This window comes from Pseudomonas sp. 3296 (assembly GCF_031456615.1).
In the GTDB taxonomy this organism is placed as follows: domain Bacteria; phylum Pseudomonadota; class Gammaproteobacteria; order Pseudomonadales; family Pseudomonadaceae; genus Aquipseudomonas; species Aquipseudomonas mucoides.
Map to the genome: position 1 here is coordinate 760,594 of NZ_JAVDUY010000001.1, position 19,331 is coordinate 779,924.

The window sequence follows — 19,331 nt, forward strand, 5'->3', positions numbered from 1 at the left end:
CCCTAAATACCGCAGAGCTGACGCAACAACCGGGTATCCAGATGCTGTTCCACCAGATCCGCCAGCCGTTCGATATCCCGCTCGCGCAACGCGTGGTAATCGACCTCCTGCACATCCTGCAACCCAGCCCAGCGCAGCAATGCACTGCACGCCGCCGGCGATTCAAACAAGCCATGCAGGTACGTGACGAAAATTTGCCCATCCACACTTTGCGCGCCATCGCAGCGACCATCGTCCAACTGCACAGCGGCGTTTTCCAGCGCCGGCCCGGTGGTCACGCCGGCATGAATTTCGTAGCCGCTGACAGCCGCATCTTCCAGCGCCAGACGACCGCGCACATTGCGCAATTGCTTCTCTTCTTCGAGCTGCGTTTCAAACGCCAGCAACCCCAGACCTGCGCTTGAACCCGGTGCACCCTCCAGGCCCAACGGGTCGTGTACGTGCTCGCCCAGCATTTGCAAACCGCCGCAAATCCCGAGGACTTTGCCGCCGTAGCGCAGATGACGACTGATCGCCGAATCCCAGCCATTGGCCCGCAGATACGCGAGGTCGCTGCGTACACTTTTCGAGCCGGGAAGAATGATCAGATCGGCCGGCGGGATCGCCTGGCCAGGGCCGATGAATTGCAGATCGACTTGTGGATGCAAACGCAGCGGATCGAAATCGGTGTGATTGCTGATGCGCGGCAGCACCGGCACCACGACTTTGAGCACCTGGTCGGCCTTGTCGGTCTGGCGCTGATCGATGCCGTCTTCGGCTTCCAGATGCAAGTCCATCACGTACGGTAGAACGCCGATCACCGGTTTACCGGTGCGTTCTTCAAGCCAATCGAGACCAGGCTGCAGCAAGGCGATGTCGCCACGAAAACGATTGATGATGAAACCTTTGATCCGCGCCTGTTCGGTCGGCGACAGCAATTCCAGCGTGCCCACCAAATGCGCGAAAACCCCACCGCGATTGATGTCGGCGATCAACACCACCGGGCAATCCACCGCTTCGGCAAAGCCCATGTTGGCGATATCGCCGGCCCGCAGATTGATCTCGGCGGGTGAGCCCGCGCCTTCGACCATCACCACCGGATACGCCGCGCTCAAGCGTTCGTGAGAGGCCAGCACCGCTTGCATGGCGATGGCTTTGTAGTCGTGATAGGCGACGGCGTTCATGGTCGTGACCGCGCGCCCGTGAATGATCACTTGGGCACCGGTGTCGCTGTTGGGCTTGAGCAGCACCGGGTTCATGTCGGTATGGGGTTCAAGGTTCGCGGCCTGGGCTTGCACGGCTTGCGCGCGACCGATCTCACCACCGCCCGCCGTCACCGCGCTGTTGAGCGCCATGTTCTGCGGCTTGAACGGCACGACACGAACACCCTGGCGCACCACCCAGCGACACAACGCCGTCACCAGTGTGCTTTTACCGGCGTCGGACGTGGTGCCCTGCACCATCAATGTGCTCATTGGGCTTCCTTGGCATAGGTTTCAAAGGCTTGCGTCAGGCGTGTCCAGTCGGTTTCATCGGCGGGCAGGCCAAATCGCAGGCTGCTGTTATGTGAGAACAGGCGCAGCAAAATGCCTTGCCGGGCCATGAACTCGTGCAGTTGCTCGGCTTGATCAATGATGAGCCACTGGAACAAGGCGCATCCGCCCTGTGGCTTGAACCCGAACCGCTCAAGCAATCGTGCCAGACGCTCACTGGCTTCTTCACTGCGCTCACGTTGGCGAACGTGACCTTCGGTGTCTCGAAGACAGGCCTGACCAATCGCTCGGGTCGGCCCACTGACCGCCCACGGCCCGACTTGCTCGGCGAGCAGTTTGAGCAGCTTGCGCTCCGCCAGCACGAAACCCAGCCGTACGCCGGCCAGACCAAAAAACTTGCCGAACGAACGCAACACGATCAAGCCGACCAGATGGGTAAACGGCGCCACACTCAGTTGCGGCGTGTTGTCCATGAACGCCTCGTCCACCACCAGCCAACCACCGCGCGAGGCCAGGCGGGTGTGCCAGTCGAGCAGGCGGCTTGGGGTCAGGCTCAGCCCGGTCGGGTTGTTCGGGTTGACCACCACCAGCACGTCGAGGCTGTCGATAAAGAAGTCGACTTCCTGCTCCAGCACTTCACGCACGATGTAGCCGCAGCGCCGCCAGGCTTCGGCGTGCTCGGCATAACACGGCGACAGCACGCCGACCTTGCCGGCACGGCGCAAGCGCGGCAGCAACTGGATGGCCATTTGCGAACCGGCCACCGGCAGCACTTGTGCCGCGTTGTAATAGTCGCAGGCCGCCTGCTCCAGGCCGTCATCGGTTTCCGGCAAGCGCGCCCAGGCGCGCAGCGGGATGTCCGGGACCGGAAATGGCCAGGGCGCCAGGCCGCTGGACAGGTCGAGCCAATCAGCTTCTGCAATGCCGTATTGGAGCGCCGCCTTGCGCAACCGGCCACCGTGCTCAAGCATAGAATTCAGCCCCCACGCAGAGAATCAGCAACCATAACCATACCCCGCGCTGGACCAATTGCCAGCCGCGATCAATGGAGTCGGCATCCGCCGGCACACCTTCGCCCAGTTGCGGACGCTGATGCAGTTCGCCGTGATAAATCGCCGCCCCGCCCAACTCGACGCCCAATGCACCGGCGCCTGCCGCCATCACCGGGCCCGCATTCGGGCTGTCCCAGGTCGGGCCTTGGGTCCGCCAGCATTTCAACGCCAGGCGGGTTTTTCCCAGCAGCGCGTAGGTCAACGCCACCAGCCGTGCAGGAATGTAATTGAGGACGTCGTCGATCTTCGCCGCGGCCCAGCCGAAACGTTCGAAGCGTTCGTTGCGATAACCCCACATCGCATCCAACGTGTTGCTCAATCGGTAAAGCACCACGCCGGGCGCGCCGGCCACGGCAAACCAGAACAGTGCGGCGAACACTGCATCGCTGCCGTTCTCCAGCACCGACTCGGTGGCCGCGCGGGCGACTTCGGTTTTATCCAGTTCGCTGGTCTGGCGACTGACCAGATAACCGACACGCTTGCGCGCCTCGTCCAGGTCATCACTGCGCAGCGCTTTGGCCACCGGCTCAATATGTTCGCCGAGGCTGCGCATGCCGAGGGCGCAGTACAGTGCGAGGATCTCGACAACCCAACCGACATAAGGCGCCCAGGACAATGCCGTGGCGAGCAAGGTCAGCGGCACGACCACCATCACCCACGCGGTGACACCATGGCTGCGCCAGCCGCGCCCTTCCCCATTGAAACGTTGCTCGATGCGCTCGGCAAAACGACCGAACGCCACCAGCGGATGCCAGCGTTTGGGCTCACCCAGCAGCGCGTCCAGCGCCACTGCGGCGACACTCAATAACGCCACGCTCATTGACTCACTCCCCAATAATTTTCGTACAGCAACTCACTGAGTGGACGCGCTTGCGCCCAGCCTTCGAGTACCAGCATCGGCGCCGGGTAGAATTCCTTGACCGCTCCCAGACAAAGAACCGCCAACGGCTTGGCCCCGGCCGGCAAACCCAGCAGGTCCGCCAGCGCTTGCGGCTCGAACAGCGACACCCAGCCCATGCCCAGACCTTCGGCGCGGGAGGCCAGCCAGAGGTTCTGGATCGCGCAGGACAACGAGGCCATGTCCATTTCCGGCAAGGTGCGACGGCCAAAGATGTGACGCTCGCGATCATCCATCAGCGCGGCGACCAGCACCTCGGCGCAGTCGTTGATGCCTTCGACCTTGAGCTTCATGAATTCGTCGGTGCGCTCGCCGAGGGCTTTGGCGGTACGGATGCGTTCCTCCTCCACCAGCGACTGGATCTTGCCGCGCAGGGCTCGGTCGCTGATGCGAATGAAACGCCAGGGCTGCATCAGGCCGACGCTCGGCGCCTGGTGCGCGGCTTCGAGCAGGCGTCGCAACAGCTCGGGCTCGACCGTGCCGCCGCTGAAGTGACGCATGTCGCGGCGCTCGCCGATGGCGCGGTAGACCGCTGCGCGTTCGGCTTCGGAGAATGCGTTGTCAGTCATGGCCTCTTCGCGAGCAAGCTCGCTCCCACAGGGTTGAGGTGATCCAATGCAGGAGTGGGCCTGCTCGCGATGGCGTCCTGATGATCAGGCACGAACAGCGCGGCAACCGCCGATGGATTGGACGGAAAATAAAAGTGCACATAAGAAGCCGTCATCCGCCCCTCACGATAAACCGCCTCCGCCCCGCGCCCGCCATTCGGGCTCAGGCCACGCGCAATCGGCTCAAGCTCGGTACTGGTCAGCGAATGGTGATACGTGTGCCCGCGCAACGAACCTTCCGGCAATTCCACCGCTTGCAACGCCAACGCCGCCAGACGCTTTTGCATCACTGCGTCGCCTTTGAGCAAACCCACCAGTTCGGCGCGAGTGCCGTCGACATCCGTCAGCGATTCGAGCAAATACAACATACCGCCACACTCGGCCAACAGTGGTTTACCGGCCGCATGATGTGCCCGTATCGCGTCGAGCATCGTGGTGTTCTGCGACAGTGCTACATGGTGCAATTCCGGATAACCGCCCGGCAGATACAAGCTGTCTGCCTCTGGAATTCGGCTGTCACGAATCGGTGAGAAAAACCGCAACTCGGCGCCCATGGCTCGCAGCAAATCCAGGCTCGCGCCGTAGGTGAACGCAAACGCTTCATCACGGGCCACGGCAATTCGTACACCCGCGAGCAACGGCTCGGCAGGGATCACATCCGGGGCGGCAAATTCCACCGCAGGTGGTAGCGCCACCTCGCAACTGTTGGCCAACGCATCGGCCGCCGCATCCAGGCGCAGATCGAGGTCATTCAGCTCACTGGCCTGAACCAGGCCCAGATGACGGCTCGGCAATTCGATTCCGGTTTCCCGTGACAACGCGCCGTACCAGCGCAAGCCTTCGGTGAGGCTGCCTTCGAGCAGTTGCGCATGACGCAGCGTGCCGACGCGATTGGCCAACACGCCGGCAAACGGCAAGTCCGGCTGATACTTGGCCAGGCCCAACGCCAGCGCACCGAAGGTCTGCGCCATGGCGGTGCCGTCGATCACCGCGAGCACCGGCACACCAAAGTGCCGCGCCAGATCGGCGCTGGATGGCGTGCCATCGAACAAGCCCATGACGCCCTCGATGATGATCAAGTCGGCTTCAGCGGCGGCTTCCCACAACAGTCGACGACTCTCCTGCTCGCCGACCATCCACATGTCCAGTTGATACACCGGCGCACCGCTGGCGCGCTCGAGAATCATCGGGTCGAGAAAGTCCGGGCCGCATTTAAATACGCGCACCTTGCGCCCCTGATTGCGATGCAAACGGGCCAGCGCGGCGGTGACGGTGGTCTTGCCCTGACCGGAGGCCGGCGCGGCAATCAGTACCGCCGGGCAATGACGAGGCTCACTCACAACTCGACGCCCTTTTGCGCTTTGATCCCGGCCTGGAACGCGTGCTTGATCACGCCCATTTCGGTGACGGTGTCGGCGAGCTCGATCATTTCCGGCTTGGCGCCGCGACCGGTCACCACCACGTGCTGCATCGGCGGGCGCGCCTGCAAATCGCTGAGCACCTGATCGAGGTCGAGGTAGCCGTGCTTGAGGGCGATGTTCAACTCATCCAGCACCACCAGGCCAATGGACGGATCGTTGAGCAATTCACGGGACACCGCCCAGGCGGCTTCGGCGGCGGCAATGTCACGCTGGCGGTCCTGGGTTTCCCAGGTGAAGCCCTCGCCCATGACATGGAAACGCACTTGCTCCGGGAAGCGACGGAAGAACAGTTCCTCGCCGGTGCTGTTACGGCCCTTGATGAATTGCACCACACCGCACTGCATGCCGTGGCCCATGGAGCGAGCGAGCATGCCGAACGCCGAACTGCTTTTGCCTTTGCCGTTGCCGGTCAGCACCAGCAACAGGCCGCACTCGTTCGGGGAATTGGCAATGCGTTCGTCGATCACGGCTTTTTTGCGCTGCATGCGCGCCAAATGGCGTTCGTCACGATCAGGGGTATCGGTCATGGGGGAGCTCTCCGTTGAGGCTGGATAACGGCGGGCAGGCACAAGAATAGACGGCAAGAAGCCTGGCATCGCCCACCGTGATGCCGCTGGATGAATCAGGCCGGTCTCCGGGCTCATGAGCGGCTTTGGCCGGACTGCGCGCCTTCCCATGTCGGCTTCGACACAGTGGCTCAAGGCGCAGTCTTCACTCATTTACCGTTGCGGGGGCAGCGCCGGGATCGTAACGTTTCGTCGCTTGACGATAGTCACTCACCGGCTTCCCTGTTTCACTCTGTCGACCACCGCCACAGAGCACCTGAAACAAGCCGCGAAGGTTAGAGGGTTGGGGGTGGAGCGTCAAATAAAGACAAAGCCCCGGCGAGCGATATACTGCCGCCGCTCAATTTACTGATGCCAATCTTGCACCACACGGTCAGCAGTGATATCAAAGAGCCACAAACCCAACAACACAATTACAAGGGTGGGCAACATGCAAGGCATGATTATCAGCAATCCGAAGCTGGAATTCCTGCGACCGGTGCTGGAACGCTGGTTTGACTGTATCGACCGCTACAACTCGGTTCGCGGCGATAACGAAGCGCCTTACTGGCATGACGAAAGGGCTAACCTTGGCCTGCTCAATGCTGCTGCGTGGATGGCGGAAATGGTCACTCTGCAAAATACAACGACGCGTAAACAGAACGAAGAAGGCGAGCGCAATGCCCGTGCCGATCTGTTTATAGCGACTGCTGAAGAGCGCGCCTACTTTCAGGCCACTCAACGCTGGCCCAAGGTCAACAGCCTGAACCTGACCCAGGCGCTGCAAGACATCACCAGCGATGCCAAACGCATCAGCTACGCCAGTGACCTGAAACTCGGCTGCCTGTTCGTGGCTCCGCAAAAAGCCCAGCAGAGCGCGACCCCCGAAGAACTTCAGGACATGGTCGACGACCTGCAAAAGGAACACTGCTGCGCCGTGGCCTGGTACTTCCCTTACGCCTACCGCAAATTGCGCAATGAAGCCGGCAACTATCACCCCGGCATTGCGGTGCTGCTCAAGGAAGCTCGCGGCTGACCGGTTGAACCATCGCTCTGTTTATCTTCTCTATGAATTAAGACACTGCATTCATAGGGAAGACCAGTATGCGCAAGCCCCCGCTCGTTCTCGTCATCGTGCTCGCCGGAGGGCTTGCCGCCTGTGGTGAAACCTCCAGTCTGCAAGTCTCCGACGGCACCGGCCCGTCACCCAAGTTGCCCGAACCGAATAAAACCCTGATCCCGACGGTGAACATCGCCCCCGCGATCGGCTGGCCGGACGGCGCGAAACCCATCGCTACCGCCGGCACCCAAGTGGCGGCCTTCGCTGAAGGCCTCGATCACCCACGCTGGCTCTACGTACTGCCCAACGGCGACGTGCTGGCGGCCGAAACCAACGCGCCCCCCAAACCCGATGACGGCAAGGGGATTCGTGGCTGGGTCATGAAGAAAACCATGGGCCGCGCGGGCGCCGCCGTCCCCAGCCCGAATCGCATCACGCTACTGCGCGACAAGGACCATGACGGTATCGCCGAAACCCGCACGGTGTTCCTGGAAAATCTCAACTCGCCGTTTGGCATGACGCTGGTCGGCAATGACCTGTACGTGGCCGACACTGATCGCTTGTTGCGTTTTCACTATGAAACCGGTGACACCGCGATCAAGTCGCCGCCGATCAAGGTGGTCGATCTGCCGGGGGGAACGCTGAATCATCACTGGACCAAAAACGTCATCGCCAGCAAGGATGGCAGCAAGCTGTACGTCACGGTGGGCTCAAACAGCAACGTCGGTGAAAACGGCCTGGACAAGGAAGAAGGCCGCGCGGCGATCTGGGAAGTGGACCGCGCCACCGGTAATCACCGGATATTCGCCTCAGGCATTCGCAACCCCAACGGCCTGGCTTGGGAGCCTCGCAGCGGCGCGCTGTGGACCGCAGTCAACGAGCGCGACGAGATCGGCAGCGACCTGGTGCCGGACTACATTACTTCGGTCAAGGATGGCGCGTTCTACGGCTGGCCATTCAGCTATTACGGCCAGCACGTCGACATTCGCGTCGAACCGCAAAACCCGGACCTGGTGGCCAAGGCCATTGCACCGGACTACGCGGTCGGCCCGCACACCGCTTCGCTGGGCCTGACGTTCGCTGAAGGCAACACCTTGCCCGCGCAATTCAAGGAAGGCGCCTTCATCGGCCAGCACGGCTCGTGGAACCGAAATCCGCATAGTGGCTATAAGGTGATTTTCGTGCCGTTTTCGGGTGGCAAACCGACCGGGCAACCGGTGGATGTGCTGACCGGATTCCTCAATAAAGACGAGGACGCCATGGGCCGGCCGGTGGGCGTAGTGATTGATCAGCAGGGAGCCTTGCTGGTGGCGGACGATGTCGGCAACAAGGTGTGGCGGGTGTCTGCCGCAAAATAACCGCAACCCTTGTAGGAGTGAGCCTGCTCGCGATAGCGCTGGATCTGTCACGTCGATGTTGACTGACTCACCGCTATCGCGAGCAGGCTCACTCCAGGAGGACAGCTGTGTATCAGGGATTACGTGCCAGGTGCTCAGGCTGCAGAACGCGCTTGGCGCTCAGGTACGCCTTCTGCCAATAAGCCTTGGACAGACTGTCGAGCTTTACCGTGCCGCCCGTGGCTGGGGCATGAACGAAGCGCCCTTCGCCGACGTAAATCCCGGCATGGCTGACCTGAGAGCCGCCATTAGTGGCGAAGAAAATCAGGTCACCGGTTTGCAAACCTTCCTTGCCCACGCTGGCCGCTTGCATGCTGATCATTTCGCGCGTGGTGCGCGGCAGGGAAATGCCAGCGGCATCCCGATAGACGTAACCGATCAGCCCACTGCAATCGAATCCCGAATCGGGAGTATTGCCGCCCCAGCGGTAAGGTGTGCCCACGAGCCCCAACGCACGGAACAATACCTCTTCCGCTTCGGGCGAGAATGCTTGAGAAGAACCAAAGACGATGGGCGCGCGAACCACCGGCGCAGGAGGCGGTGTGCGGCTGGCGCAGGCGCTGAGCAGCGCTGCGAAGAACATGAGTGCGAGGCGGGCCGACATCGTCATAAGCAGAACATCCTGATCTGGCTGCGGCTTTTTCTGCCAGGAAGACAGAAAAGAAAACCGCCTGCGTTGGACGCAGGCGGTTTGCCATCAATATTAGATCAGGATTCTAGCGGCTATGCGGCAAAGTTCAAGTAAGACTTTAACTTCACCTTACAAGTTGTGGGCTTACTTGCGAGCGGTGACCACGGTCGGGGCCATTGCAAGAGCGCGCTTGGCCTCGATGAAGGTTTTGCTCCAGTAGCTGTCGCCCAGGCTATCGACCCGGACACCACCGCTTTTGCGGCTGCTGGAGTGAATGAACTGGTTGTCACCCAGGTAGATCCCGGCGTGACTGACGCGACCACGACGACCGTTGGTGGCGAAGAACAGCAGGTCGCCCGGCTTCAGCGCGCTGCGAGCTACCAGGGGTGCGTCCACGTTGATCATTTCACGAGTGGAGCGTGGCAGGTTCATGCCCGCCTCTTCACGGAACAGATAACCGATGAAGCCGCTGCAATCGAAACCGGCTTCAGAGGTACCGCCGAAACGGTAACGGGTACCGATCAGGGACATGCCACGTTCGAGGATGCTGTCGGCCAGAACCGGAAGCTGGTACGACTTGCCGTCGGCAAAGTCAGCCAGTTCTTTATCGGTAGCCAGCTCTTCCTGGAAAAGAACGGAAGAGGATTGCGCGGTAACTGAATTTTTAACCTGCTGTTGTTGCTCTTGCTGGGACACTGGAGAGTGAGCAGCGCAACCGAACAACAGGGTGACGAGTGCGAGAGGCACGAGGGGTGCGAAGCGCTTTAGCATGGGCACGACCGTGGCTGATAGTTGTAAAGAAGTCGAGACTATGCCCGCTATCATCCTCATTTGCAAATTCAATCGAACTTTATGTGACTTATCGGTTTCTCGTTAACATCTAAGCGCTTAAGCCCACTTTAGACACTTGCGCCGCCTGCAACCCTGTAGGAAAGCGCATTTCCTGGCGCCTGAAATATGCCGAAACCCCTGCCAGGCTTAGGTTTTACCAGCCTAGAGTTTCTTTCAGGAAGGGAATGGTCAGCTTGCGCTGAGCTTGAAGAGAGGCCTGATCGAGACGCTCTAGCAGTTCGAACAGCGCACTCATGCTGCGAGTACCGCGGGTCAAAATAAAATGCCCGACTTCATCGGTCAGGTGCAGGCCACGACGCGACGCACGCAACTGCAAGGCACGCAATTTGTCTTCGTCGGAGAGCGGCCGCATCTGAAAGATCAGGGCCAGGGTCAAGCGCGATTTCAAGTCCGCCAGCTTCACCGGCAGTTCACGCGGCGAGGTCGACGCAGCGATCAGCAGGCGCCGACCGCTATCGCGCAGGCGATTGAACAGATGGAACAGCGCCTCTTCCCAATCCGCCCGGCCGGCAACCGCCTGCAAATCATCCAGACAGACCAGTTCGTATTGTTCGAGGTTATCGAGAATCGAGATGCCACGGTCCAGCAGTTCGGCCAATGGCAGGTAAACCGCCGGCTCCCCCAACTGCTCGAAGCGCAGGCAGGCCGCCTGCAACAAGTGCGTACGCCCTACCCCGTCCTTGCCCCAGAGATAAATCAGGCTTTCGGTCCACCCGGCGTCGGCTTCGCATAGCCGCTCGACATAGCCGAGTGCAGCGGCATTGGCGCCTGGGTAGTAATTGATAAAGGTAGCGTCGTCACGCAGACGCACACCTAGGGGCAGCTGAATCGGTTTCATGCTGACTGAACAGTTCCAAAGGAACCGTTAGTGGCCTCTGTGTAAAGTTTGCGAAGTTTATACCCGTGACGCTGGTCGCACAATGCGACAGACCACAAGCAAAATCAAAGGTTTGCGTTAACGCACTGGTTTTATGACAGTTTTGTTGGCGGTGCATGTGACAGTCATGCGAGGGATGAAGGCCAACCCGGCGATGATCCGGGTTAGCCGCGACGACCTTTCAGCGGACCTTACAACTGCGGCTCATCCTCACCGCTGTACATCTCAGAATCTTTATACAAATCATGCACATGGCGCACCAGCACCATGATTACGGCCGCCACCGGCAACGCCAGCAACACGCCGGTGAAACCGAACAGCTCGCCGCCCGCCAGAATGGCGAAAATCACCGCCACCGGGTGCAGGCCGATCCGGTCCCCGACCAACAATGGCGTCAGCACCATCCCTTCGAGTGCCTGCCCGACCATGAACACCGCGACAATACCCAACATTGGATAAAGGTCGCCGCCGAACTGAAACAGACCGGCAATCAGCGCCGCGCCTATCCCGATGACGAAGCCCATATACGGCACGATCGCGGCCAAACCGGCAATCAGGCCGATCAACAGTCCCAATTCCAACCCGACCAGCATCAGGCCCGACGCATAGATCACGCCCAGCGCCACCATCACCAGTAATTGACCACGTACAAACGCACCGAGCACTTCATGACATTCACCGGCGAGCTCGACCACGCGTTCTTCGCGATCACGTGGCAGCAGGCTGCGGATCTTCGCCATCATCAGGTCCCAGTCCCGCAACAGGTAAAAACTCACCACCGGGATCAATACCAGATTCGCCAGCCAGCCAATCAACGCAAGACCGGACGCCGTGGCCTGACTCAACACCACTCCGACAATGTCGCTGGTCTGGCCCATGTGCTCACTGATCGCAGCCTTGAGCTTGTCGAACTTCCAGAAGCCCTCGGACAACCCGAATTTCGATTGTGCCCACGGCAATGCGGTGTGCTGCAGCCAGTCGAGCATCTGTGGTGCCAGCTCATATAAACGAAACAACTGCCTGGCCAGCAGCGGCACCAACACCAGCATCAGCGTGGTGAAAATCAGGGTGAACAGCGCAAACACCGCCACCACGCCCCACGTCCTTGAAAGCCCGGCCTTCTCCAGCCGATCCACCAGCGGATCGAACAGATAGGCCAGCAGCAGCGCCACCAGAAATGGCGTCAGGATCGGATGCAACAGCCAGACAAACGCGCAGAGCAGAACCACTCCACCCAACCAGAACCAACGGCGCGTATCGGCCATGTACCACTCCATATGCATCTATATAAAGAAAGAAAACCTTACCAGCGGAATCGCAACTGCGGCGTCGGTGCCACGGCTGGCGCCACGGCAGTTGTCGAACCTTGCGCCACCGGCTGAACCGGGGAGACGGGCGCAGGCGCCTCACCGGCCGGCACTTCCTGCAACTTGGCCAGGGACAACTGCGAGCGCAACTGCTCGGCGCTGCCGTTCACCCGATAAAGGATGCGATCACCGTCAACACTTTGCAGACGCGCGCCAAATGGGTCGAGCAAGCGCCCCAGCGCCGCGTAGCGCTCCAGGTTCATGCCCTGAACTTCCAGCAATTGCTCGCTCGAAGCCCCGGCCTTGACGACGAACCGCGGCGCCAGTCGCTCGCTGACCGCCAGCATCACGGCATCGGCCACGGCGGCTTGATCCGCGCCTTGCACGCTGCCCGCTTCCTTCTTGTCGCCCAACCACAAATTCCACTTGGCCTGCCACTGTCCACCCTCTTCCTTGGCATGCACCGCGAGCAAGGCGTCAGCGTTGTAACGTTCCGAGGCATTGTGCAGCGGCGTCGCATCCGCGCCTTCAAGCGTCGGCGCGGTCGCCACCAACTGCTCACTCAAATCCGCCAGCGGCAAGCGCAACGGCAAACCACGGTGCTGCGCCGCACGACGCAGCGGTGCCGCGCTGGCCTGACCATCACCCACCAGGCTCGAACCTTCGGTGGAGTCGTTCAACCACCAGCCGAGGATCGACGGCCGATTCACGCCCCACAACGACAACCCCGCCCGACGCAGCGCCTGCTCGGTGGTGGCCGGGTCGAAATCGACCTTCAACACTTCCGGCGGCCCGGCATCAAAGCCGTACTGACTGATGATCTGCTGAGGATCTTTGCGCAAGGCCGCCAACCCCGGGCTCTGCACGGCCTTCGGATCGCCGGTCAGGCGCAGCACCAGCGTGTCCAGCGCCCGCTGGGTCGCTTGATCACGTTCCTCGGTCGACTGACTGGTGACAGGCTCGCGCACCTGATAAAGACCTTTCACGTTCTCGGCATGGCTCGCGAGGCTGAAAAGGGAAAAACAGCTCAGACACAAAAATTTAGAAAGAAAACGCATGGAAGATTCCTGACGACAAGAGCGGCTGGAACAGACCGCATGAAGACGATCGAACAGGGCTGTGACCACATCCCTGCGCAAAACATTCACACGGCCGCGATAAGTTTTCGCACTGTCATAACGATAGACGGTTAATAGCGATACCTTATACAGCCATGCAGGACGCTGCTAATACGCTCAATATCAATTTTTTTAATGGGATATGCCCCTGCCGTCGGCGTGAGGATGGCCGCTGCCCCTCAAGCCTGATAAAATCGCGCGCCTTCGCAGACCGGCAACAGCCGGGCGGCTCGAATTTCGCGTGAGGCAATCGCCCCCGTCGAATTCGGCGTCCCCGCTGGACTCGGTCGTTACCCCTGAATCCCCCCTAAAGGCCTGGATCATGAGCAAGCAACCCTCCCTGAGCTACAAGGACGCCGGTGTAGACATCGACGCCGGTGAAGCATTGGTCGAACGCATCAAGAGCGTCGCCAAGCGCACTGCGCGCCCGGAAGTCATGGGCGGCCTGGGCGGTTTCGGCGCCCTCTGCGAAATCCCGGCTGGCTACAAGCAGCCTGTGCTGGTTTCCGGCACCGACGGCGTGGGCACCAAGCTGCGCCTGGCCCTGAACCTGAACAAGCACGACAGCATCGGCATCGACCTGGTGGCCATGTGCGTGAACGACCTGGTGGTCTGCGGCGCTGAACCGCTGTTCTTCCTCGACTACTACGCCACCGGCAAGCTCAATGTCGAAACCGCGACCCAGGTCGTGACCGGCATCGGCGCGGGCTGCGAACTGTCCGGCTGCTCCCTGGTCGGCGGCGAAACCGCTGAAATGCCTGGCATGTACGAAGGCGAAGACTACGACCTGGCCGGCTTCTGCGTTGGCGTCGTGGAAAAATCAGAAATCATCGACGGTTCGAAAGTCGCTGCCGGCGATGCCCTGCTCGCCCTGCCGTCTTCCGGCCCGCACTCCAACGGCTACTCGCTGATCCGCAAGATCATCGAAGTGTCGGGTGCCGACATCGAAAACATCCAGCTCGACGGCAAACCGCTGACCGACCTGCTGATGGCCCCGACCCGTATCTACGTGAAGCCGCTGCTCAAGCTGATCAAGGACACCGGCGCGGTCAAGGCCATGGCGCACATCACCGGTGGTGGCCTGCTGGACAACATCCCGCGTGTTCTGCCAAAAGGCGCCCAAGCCGTGGTTGACGTAGCGAGCTGGACCCGCCCTGCCGTGTTCGACTGGCTGCAAGAGAAGGGCAACGTCGACGAAAACGAAATGCACCGCGTGCTGAACTGCGGTGTCGGCATGGTCATCTGCGTGGCTCAAGAGCACGTTGAAACCGCGCTGAATGTATTGCGTGAAGCAGGCGAGCAGCCTTGGGTCATCGGTCAGATCGCCACCGCTGCCGAAGGCGCGGCCCAGGTTGAACTGAAGAACCTCAAGGCTCACTGATGTCAAAGACCTGTGATGTCGTGGTGCTGTTGTCCGGCACCGGCAGTAACTTGCAGGCCTTGATCGACAGCACGCGGACCGGCGACAGCCCGGTCCGCATTGCTGCGGTGATTTCCAACCGTGCCGACGCCTACGGCCTGCAACGCGCCAGGGACGCGGGTATCGATACCCGCTCCCTGGATCACAAGGCTTTCGAAGGCCGCGAGGCCTTTGACGCCGCGCTGATCGAACTGATCGACGCCTTCAATCCCAAACTCGTGGTACTGGCCGGTTTCATGCGCATTCTCAGCGCTGACTTCGTGCGCCATTACGCCGGTCGCCTGCTCAATATCCACCCTTCGCTGCTACCCAAATACAAAGGGTTACACACTCATCAGCGCGCGCTGGAGGCCGGTGACACCGAGCACGGCTGCTCCGTGCACTTTGTCACCGAGGAACTCGATGGCGGACCACTGGTCGTACAGGCAGTAATACCGGTAGAGTTGCACGATTCGCCGCAAAGTCTGGCGCAGCGAGTCCATGCCCAGGAACACCTGATCTACCCGCTGGCTGTACGCTGGTTTGCCGAAGGTCGTTTATCACTCGGCGAACAAGGTGCTTTACTGGATGGGAAGTTACTCGCGGCCAGCGGCCACTTGATTCGAAACTAGGAGATATTATGCGTCGCGCCCTGCTCTTCGCTTGCGCTCTGATTGCCTTGCCTCTGGCACAGGCTTCGGAACTTCAACCTTTCTCCGCCAGCTACACCGCCGACTGGAAACAGCTGCCCATGAGCGGCACGGCTGAACGCAGCCTGACCAAGGAAGCCAACGGCGTCTGGAAACTCAGTTTCAAGGCATCGATGATGATCGCCAGTCTGACTGAAGAAAGCACCCTGACCCTGGACAAGGACACCCTGCTGCCTCAGTCCTATCACTTTGAACGTGGCGGCCTGGGGAAAGCGAAAAAGGCTGACCTGGATTTCGACTGGACCACCAAAATGGTCACCGGCACCGATCGCGGTGACCCGGTCAAGGTGCCGCTGAACCGTGGCATGGTCGACAAGTCCACGTATCAATTGGCCCTGCAGCACGATGTGGCTGCAGGCAAAAAAAGCATGAGCTATCAGGTTGTCGACGGTGGTGAAGTCGATACCTATGACTTCCGCGTACTGGGTTCGGAAAAAGTCGACACCAAGGCCGGCCAGATCGATGCGATCAAGGTCGAGCGCGTGCGCGACCCGACACAAAGCAAGCGCATCACCGTCCTGTGGTTCGCCAAGGACTGGGATTACCTGCTGGTCCGCCTGCAACAAGTTGAAACCGACGGCAAGGAGTACAACATCATGCTCCTCGACGGTACGGTCAACGGTAAGTCTGTCAAAGGCAGCTGATCCGCGATCGAAATGAAAATCCGGAATCCACTAAGGGTTCCGGATTTTTTTTGCCTGCTGAACCGTCAGATCCGCGCCAGCGCCTGCGCCAGATCGGCGCGCAGGTCTTCGACGTCCTCGACTCCCACGGACAACCGCACCAGCGCATCACCGATGCCGAGCTCCGCACGGGTATCGGCGGGAATCGTCGCGTGGGTCATGATCGCCGGGTGCTCGATCAGGCTTTCCACCCCGCCCAGGCTTTCTGCCAGCGCAAAGATCTGCACGCCTTCCAGAAAGCGCTTGGCGCCCGCCAGATCTGTGTTCAGATCGAGTGAGATCATCCCGCCGAAACCACGCATCTGCTGCCGCGCCAGTTCATGTTGTGGATGCGACGGCAATCCCGGGTAGTAGACCCGCGCGACCTGCGACTGCTGTTCCAGCCATTGCGCCAGCGCCAGTGCGTTGCTGCAATGACGCTCCATGCGCAATGCCAGGGTCTTCACACCACGCAGGGTGAGGAAGGCGTCAAACGGCCCGGCGATAGCCCCCACCGCGTTTTGCAGAAAGCCCAGGCGTTCGGCCAATTCGGCGTTCTGCCCAACCACCGCGATGCCGCCGATGACATCGGAGTGCCCGTTCAAATACTTGGTGGTCGAGTGCACCACGACATCGAAGCCCAGTTCCAGCGGTCGCTGAATCCACGGGCTGGCGAAGGTGTTGTCGGCCACGCAGATGATGCCGCGCTGGCGGCAGATGCGCGCGATGGCGGCAAGGTCCGTGAGGCGCAACAACGGATTGCTCGGCGTCTCGACGCAAACCATGCGCGTATCGTCCTGCAGCGCCGCTTCGAAGGCCGACAGGTCCGTCAGGTCGACAAAGCTGAAGCGGTGCCCGGCGCTGCGCCGACGCACCTTGTCGAACAGGCGAAATGTGCCGCCATACAAATCATTGCCCGAGACGATATGCGAATCGGCATCGAGCAGTTCGAGCACCGTGGAAATCGCCGCCAGCCCCGACGCAAACGCAAACGCCTGGGTGCCGCCTTCAAGATCCGCCACGCAACGCTCCAGCGCAAAGCGCGTCGGGTTGTGCGAGCGACCGTAGTCGAGGCCTTTGTGCACGCCCGGGCTTTGCTGCAAATAGGTGGAGTTGGCGTAAATCGGCGGCATCAACGCGCCGGTGGAAGGGTCCGGCGCCTGTCCGGCATGGATCACGCGAGTGGCGAAGCCATGGGGCGCAGCATCTTTATCGTGACTCATGCCAGGGATCTCCGTAGATGATTGAGTAGGTCGACGCGGGTAATCAGGCCATGGAAGCCCGAGGCATCGGCAATGATCGCCACCAGCCCACGATCAAGTTCCGCCTGCAGCTCAGCCAGGCTGGCAGCGGCCGGCAGGGTTTGCAGTTTGTCGGTCATCGCGCTGGCCACCGTCAAGCGAAAGTGCGAGGCGTCCTGATGCACCCGCAGCAGAATGTCGGACTCGTCGATCACCCCGACCAACTGCTGGCCGTCCACCAGCACCGGCAGTTGCGACACGTCCGCCAGACGCATGCGCTGGAAAGCGGTCAGTAACGTGTCGTCCGGGCCGACGCTGATCACCCGGCCATCCTCGAAACGGCGCGAGATCAGGTCGCGAAGATCGCCATAGCGTTTGTATTGCAGCAGACCCTGATCGTTCATCCACTGGTCGTTGTACACCTTCGACAGGTAGCGGGTGCCGGTGTCGCAGACAAAACTCACAACCCGTTTCGGCTCGGTTTGCTCGCGGCAATAGCGCAGCGCCGCCGCCAGCAAGGTGCCGGTCGAGGACCCGCCGAGAATGCCCTCGGCGCGCAGCAGTTGGCGCGCATGATCGAAGCTTTCTTCGTCGCTGATCGAATACGCGTGGCGCACGCTGGACAGGTCGGCAATCGAGGGAATGAAGTCTTCGCCAATGCCTTCCACCGCCCACGAGCCGGGCGTTCCGAGAGTGCCGCTGCGACTGTATTCGGCCATCACCGAGCCGACCGGGTCAGCCAGCACCATCGCCAGGTTCGGTTGCACGCGTTTGAAAAACCGGGTCAAGCCCGTCAGCGTCCCGGCCGAACCGACACCGACGACGATGGCATCGACATCATGCTGGGTTTGCGCCCAGATCTCCGGCGCGGTGCTGCATTCGTGGGCCAGCGGGTTGGCCGGGTTGTTGAACTGATCGGCAAAAAACGCGTCGGGAATTTCCCTGGCCAGCCGCGCGGCGACGTCCTGGTAGTACTCGGGATGACCCTTGCCGACATCGGAGCGGGTGATATGCACCTCGGCACCCATCGCCTTGAGGTGCAGGACTTTTTCGGTGGACATCTTGTCGGGCACCACCAACACCACGCGATAACCTTTGGCCCGGCCGACCAACGCCAGACCGAGGCCGGTGTTGCCAGCCGTGGCCTCGACGATGGTGCCGCCGGGTTGCAGGCGACCGTCGCGCTCGGCGGCGTCGATCATGGCCAGACCGATGCGGTCCTTGATCGAACCGCCGGGGTTTTGTGATTCAAGTTTGAGGAACAGCGTGCACGGGCCGGTATCGAAGCGGCTGACACGCACCAGTGGCGTGTTGCCGATCAGTTCGAGTACGGCGGGGCGGGAGTCGTTTGGCATGTCTTCACCTTGCTATGGTTTTCGCACTGGATGGACACCAACCTGCGGCGCGTCATTGTGTGACAGTCGCAGGCAATACCTCGCTTGGACCATAGGCCGCGATCGGCTCATTCGCAACCGCGCACGGCCGGCCGGTAATCCGGTTTTCATTCAGCAAACGGTGATCAACCCACAATAAAGTGGAACGCGACCGCGGAGGAGTGCTCTATAACTTCAAGGTCTTTTTTGATCGAACGACTTTTCCAGCCTGGGAGGCTTTCCATGACCGTTACCGTCAATACCGTTTCCGCCGAAGGTTTTCGCCACAGCGTTCAAATCGATGACCACGAACTGTTTGCCGATGTGCCGACCGCATCCGGCGGCGAGGGCTCGGCGCCAGAGCCCCACGATTATTTCGATGCGGCCCTGGGCGCATGCAAAGCCTTGACCCTGAAGCTGTATGCGAAGAAAAAGGACATCCCGCTGACCGGTGTCACCGTCGAGGTCAAACGCGATAACAGCGAAGAGCAGAAAGGCAAATACGCCCTGCACGTCAAATTGACCCTCAAGGGTGTGCTCACCGATGCGCAGCGCGATGAATTGCACCGCGTAGCCGACCGCTGCCCGGTCCACAAACTGATGACCACCACCGACGTCAGCATCGAGACCCACTTGTCCGAAGGTGCATTCAGCCAATAGCGGCAACGGTGGCGCAAGCGGGTTATGCTCCACGCATCGCCCGCTCAG

At 60.9% G+C, this 19,331-nt stretch carries 19 protein-coding genes and 1 riboswitch; of the genes, 6 read left to right on the forward strand and 13 right to left on the reverse strand.

All coding sequences use genetic code 11. The annotated features are described in order from the left end of the window. Nucleotides 1-2: 2 nt before the first annotated feature. From J2X66_RS03635 to cobO, 6 genes are read right to left on the reverse strand one after another with little or no spacing between them, the layout of a single operon-like run. On the reverse strand, nt 3-1,454 hold the full coding sequence (locus J2X66_RS03635; protein ID WP_310260976.1) for a cobyric acid synthase: 1,452 nt from the start codon (nt 1,452-1,454) through the stop codon (nt 3-5). Then, nucleotides 1,451-2,443 (reverse strand): threonine-phosphate decarboxylase CobD, encoded by a 993-nt coding sequence (cobD, locus tag J2X66_RS03640; protein ID WP_310260979.1) that lies wholly within the window; start codon nt 2,441-2,443, stop codon nt 1,451-1,453. Before cobD ends, J2X66_RS03635 begins: the two co-directional genes overlap by 4 nt. Further along, a complete protein-coding gene (gene cbiB / locus J2X66_RS03645; RefSeq protein WP_310260982.1) occupies nt 2,436-3,344 on the reverse strand; it encodes an adenosylcobinamide-phosphate synthase CbiB in 909 nt (302 codons plus the stop codon). Before cbiB ends, cobD begins: the two co-directional genes overlap by 8 nt. Beyond that, on the reverse strand, nt 3,341-3,991 hold the full coding sequence (gene bluB, locus J2X66_RS03650) for a 5,6-dimethylbenzimidazole synthase (RefSeq protein ID WP_310260985.1): 651 nt from the start codon (nt 3,989-3,991) through the stop codon (nt 3,341-3,343). The genes cbiB and bluB overlap by 4 nt, the downstream gene beginning before the upstream one ends. Next, on the reverse strand, nt 3,988-5,370 hold the full coding sequence (locus J2X66_RS03655; RefSeq protein ID WP_310260988.1) for a cobyrinate a,c-diamide synthase: 1,383 nt from the start codon (nt 5,368-5,370) through the stop codon (nt 3,988-3,990). Before J2X66_RS03655 ends, bluB begins: the two co-directional genes overlap by 4 nt. Then, nucleotides 5,367-5,978: a cob(I)yrinic acid a,c-diamide adenosyltransferase gene (cobO, locus tag J2X66_RS03660; protein WP_140670593.1), complete on the reverse strand. Its 612-nt coding sequence runs from the start codon at nt 5,976-5,978 to the stop codon at nt 5,367-5,369. Before cobO ends, J2X66_RS03655 begins: the two co-directional genes overlap by 4 nt. A gap of 80 nt (nt 5,979-6,058) precedes the next feature. Further along, a riboswitch (cobalamin riboswitch) is annotated at nt 6,059-6,292 on the reverse strand. Between the two features lie 155 nt (nt 6,293-6,447). On the opposite strand from cobO, the gene J2X66_RS03665 reads away from it, so the two are divergent. Together J2X66_RS03665 and J2X66_RS03670 are read left to right on the forward strand one after the other, a co-directional pair. Beyond that, nucleotides 6,448-7,032, forward strand: coding sequence for a hypothetical protein (locus J2X66_RS03665; RefSeq protein ID WP_310260993.1), 585 nt, complete (start codon nt 6,448-6,450; stop codon nt 7,030-7,032). Between the two features lie 68 nt (nt 7,033-7,100). Next, entirely contained in the window at nt 7,101-8,414 is a 1,314-nt protein-coding gene (locus J2X66_RS03670) for a sorbosone dehydrogenase family protein (RefSeq protein ID WP_310260996.1), read from the forward strand. A 112-nt stretch (nt 8,415-8,526) separates the two neighbouring features. Here J2X66_RS03670 and J2X66_RS03675 read toward each other — a convergent pair whose 3' ends face one another. The 5 genes from J2X66_RS03675 to J2X66_RS03695 form a co-directional block, all read right to left on the reverse strand. Further along, a complete protein-coding gene (locus J2X66_RS03675) occupies nt 8,527-9,063 on the reverse strand; it encodes a C40 family peptidase (RefSeq protein WP_310260998.1) in 537 nt (178 codons plus the stop codon). Nucleotides 9,064-9,228: 165 nt separating this feature from the next. Further along, nucleotides 9,229-9,855, reverse strand: coding sequence for a C40 family peptidase (locus tag J2X66_RS03680; RefSeq protein WP_027922435.1), 627 nt, complete (start codon nt 9,853-9,855; stop codon nt 9,229-9,231). Nucleotides 9,856-10,069: 214 nt separating this feature from the next. Further along, complete coding sequence (gene hda / locus J2X66_RS03685; RefSeq protein WP_010456804.1) at nt 10,070-10,774, reverse strand: DnaA regulatory inactivator Hda; 705 nt, start codon at nt 10,772-10,774, stop codon at nt 10,070-10,072. A 230-nt stretch (nt 10,775-11,004) separates the two neighbouring features. After that, complete coding sequence (locus J2X66_RS03690; protein ID WP_027922434.1) at nt 11,005-12,078, reverse strand: AI-2E family transporter; 1,074 nt, start codon at nt 12,076-12,078, stop codon at nt 11,005-11,007. A gap of 38 nt (nt 12,079-12,116) precedes the next feature. Next, nucleotides 12,117-13,178, reverse strand: a complete 1,062-nt coding sequence (locus tag J2X66_RS03695) for a DUF2066 domain-containing protein (RefSeq protein WP_310261005.1) — start codon at nt 13,176-13,178, stop codon at nt 12,117-12,119. A 382-nt stretch (nt 13,179-13,560) separates the two neighbouring features. Here J2X66_RS03695 and purM point away from each other — a divergent pair, with 382 nt between their 5' ends. From purM to J2X66_RS03710, 3 genes are read left to right on the forward strand one after another with little or no spacing between them, the layout of a single operon-like run. Beyond that, nucleotides 13,561-14,619 carry a phosphoribosylformylglycinamidine cyclo-ligase gene (gene purM, locus J2X66_RS03700; RefSeq protein WP_010456810.1) on the forward strand — a complete coding sequence of 353 codons (1,059 nt, stop codon included), beginning with the start codon at nt 13,561-13,563 and terminating at the stop codon, nt 14,617-14,619. Next, a complete protein-coding gene (purN, locus tag J2X66_RS03705; RefSeq protein WP_027922431.1) occupies nt 14,619-15,269 on the forward strand; it encodes a phosphoribosylglycinamide formyltransferase in 651 nt (216 codons plus the stop codon). Before purM ends, purN begins: the two co-directional genes overlap by 1 nt. An 8-nt stretch (nt 15,270-15,277) precedes the next feature. After that, nucleotides 15,278-15,991: a DUF3108 domain-containing protein gene (locus tag J2X66_RS03710; protein WP_310261010.1), complete on the forward strand. Its 714-nt coding sequence runs from the start codon at nt 15,278-15,280 to the stop codon at nt 15,989-15,991. A 65-nt stretch (nt 15,992-16,056) separates the two neighbouring features. Here J2X66_RS03710 and J2X66_RS03715 read toward each other — a convergent pair whose 3' ends face one another. Next, complete coding sequence (locus tag J2X66_RS03715) at nt 16,057-17,232, reverse strand: PLP-dependent aspartate aminotransferase family protein (RefSeq protein ID WP_310261014.1); 1,176 nt, start codon at nt 17,230-17,232, stop codon at nt 16,057-16,059. Continuing rightward, nucleotides 17,229-18,605, reverse strand: coding sequence for a cystathionine beta-synthase (locus J2X66_RS03720; protein WP_310261017.1), 1,377 nt, complete (start codon nt 18,603-18,605; stop codon nt 17,229-17,231). The genes J2X66_RS03715 and J2X66_RS03720 overlap by 4 nt, the downstream gene beginning before the upstream one ends. A gap of 261 nt (nt 18,606-18,866) precedes the next feature. On the opposite strand from J2X66_RS03720, the gene J2X66_RS03725 reads away from it, so the two are divergent. Next, on the forward strand, nt 18,867-19,283 hold the full coding sequence (locus J2X66_RS03725; RefSeq protein WP_310261019.1) for an OsmC family protein: 417 nt from the start codon (nt 18,867-18,869) through the stop codon (nt 19,281-19,283). Nucleotides 19,284-19,331: the final 48 nt, after the last annotated feature.

Coding starts and splice junctions, on each gene's coding strand:
- purN (WP_027922431.1), top strand. CDS start 14,619: ATGTCAAAGACCTGTGATGTCGTGGTGCTGTTGTCCGGCACCGGCAGT.
- J2X66_RS03715 (WP_310261014.1), bottom strand. CDS start 17,232: ATGAGTCACGATAAAGATGCTGCGCCCCATGGCTTCGCCACTCGCGTG.
- cobO (WP_140670593.1), bottom strand. CDS start 5,978: ATGACCGATACCCCTGATCGTGACGAACGCCATTTGGCGCGCATGCAG.
- J2X66_RS03725 (WP_310261019.1), top strand. CDS start 18,867: ATGACCGTTACCGTCAATACCGTTTCCGCCGAAGGTTTTCGCCACAGC.
- bluB (WP_310260985.1), bottom strand. CDS start 3,991: ATGACTGACAACGCATTCTCCGAAGCCGAACGCGCAGCGGTCTACCGC.
- cbiB (WP_310260982.1), bottom strand. CDS start 3,344: ATGAGCGTGGCGTTATTGAGTGTCGCCGCAGTGGCGCTGGACGCGCTG.
- J2X66_RS03695 (WP_310261005.1), bottom strand. CDS start 13,178: ATGCGTTTTCTTTCTAAATTTTTGTGTCTGAGCTGTTTTTCCCTTTTC.
- J2X66_RS03690 (WP_027922434.1), bottom strand. CDS start 12,078: ATGGCCGATACGCGCCGTTGGTTCTGGTTGGGTGGAGTGGTTCTGCTC.
- J2X66_RS03710 (WP_310261010.1), top strand. CDS start 15,278: ATGCGTCGCGCCCTGCTCTTCGCTTGCGCTCTGATTGCCTTGCCTCTG.
- J2X66_RS03675 (WP_310260998.1), bottom strand. CDS start 9,063: ATGACGATGTCGGCCCGCCTCGCACTCATGTTCTTCGCAGCGCTGCTC.
- J2X66_RS03720 (WP_310261017.1), bottom strand. CDS start 18,605: ATGCCAAACGACTCCCGCCCCGCCGTACTCGAACTGATCGGCAACACG.
- J2X66_RS03680 (WP_027922435.1), bottom strand. CDS start 9,855: ATGCTAAAGCGCTTCGCACCCCTCGTGCCTCTCGCACTCGTCACCCTG.
- J2X66_RS03665 (WP_310260993.1), top strand. CDS start 6,448: ATGCAAGGCATGATTATCAGCAATCCGAAGCTGGAATTCCTGCGACCG.
- purM (WP_010456810.1), top strand. CDS start 13,561: ATGAGCAAGCAACCCTCCCTGAGCTACAAGGACGCCGGTGTAGACATC.
- J2X66_RS03635 (WP_310260976.1), bottom strand. CDS start 1,454: ATGAGCACATTGATGGTGCAGGGCACCACGTCCGACGCCGGTAAAAGC.
- J2X66_RS03670 (WP_310260996.1), top strand. CDS start 7,101: ATGCGCAAGCCCCCGCTCGTTCTCGTCATCGTGCTCGCCGGAGGGCTT.
- cobD (WP_310260979.1), bottom strand. CDS start 2,443: ATGCTTGAGCACGGTGGCCGGTTGCGCAAGGCGGCGCTCCAATACGGC.
- hda (WP_010456804.1), bottom strand. CDS start 10,774: ATGAAACCGATTCAGCTGCCCCTAGGTGTGCGTCTGCGTGACGACGCT.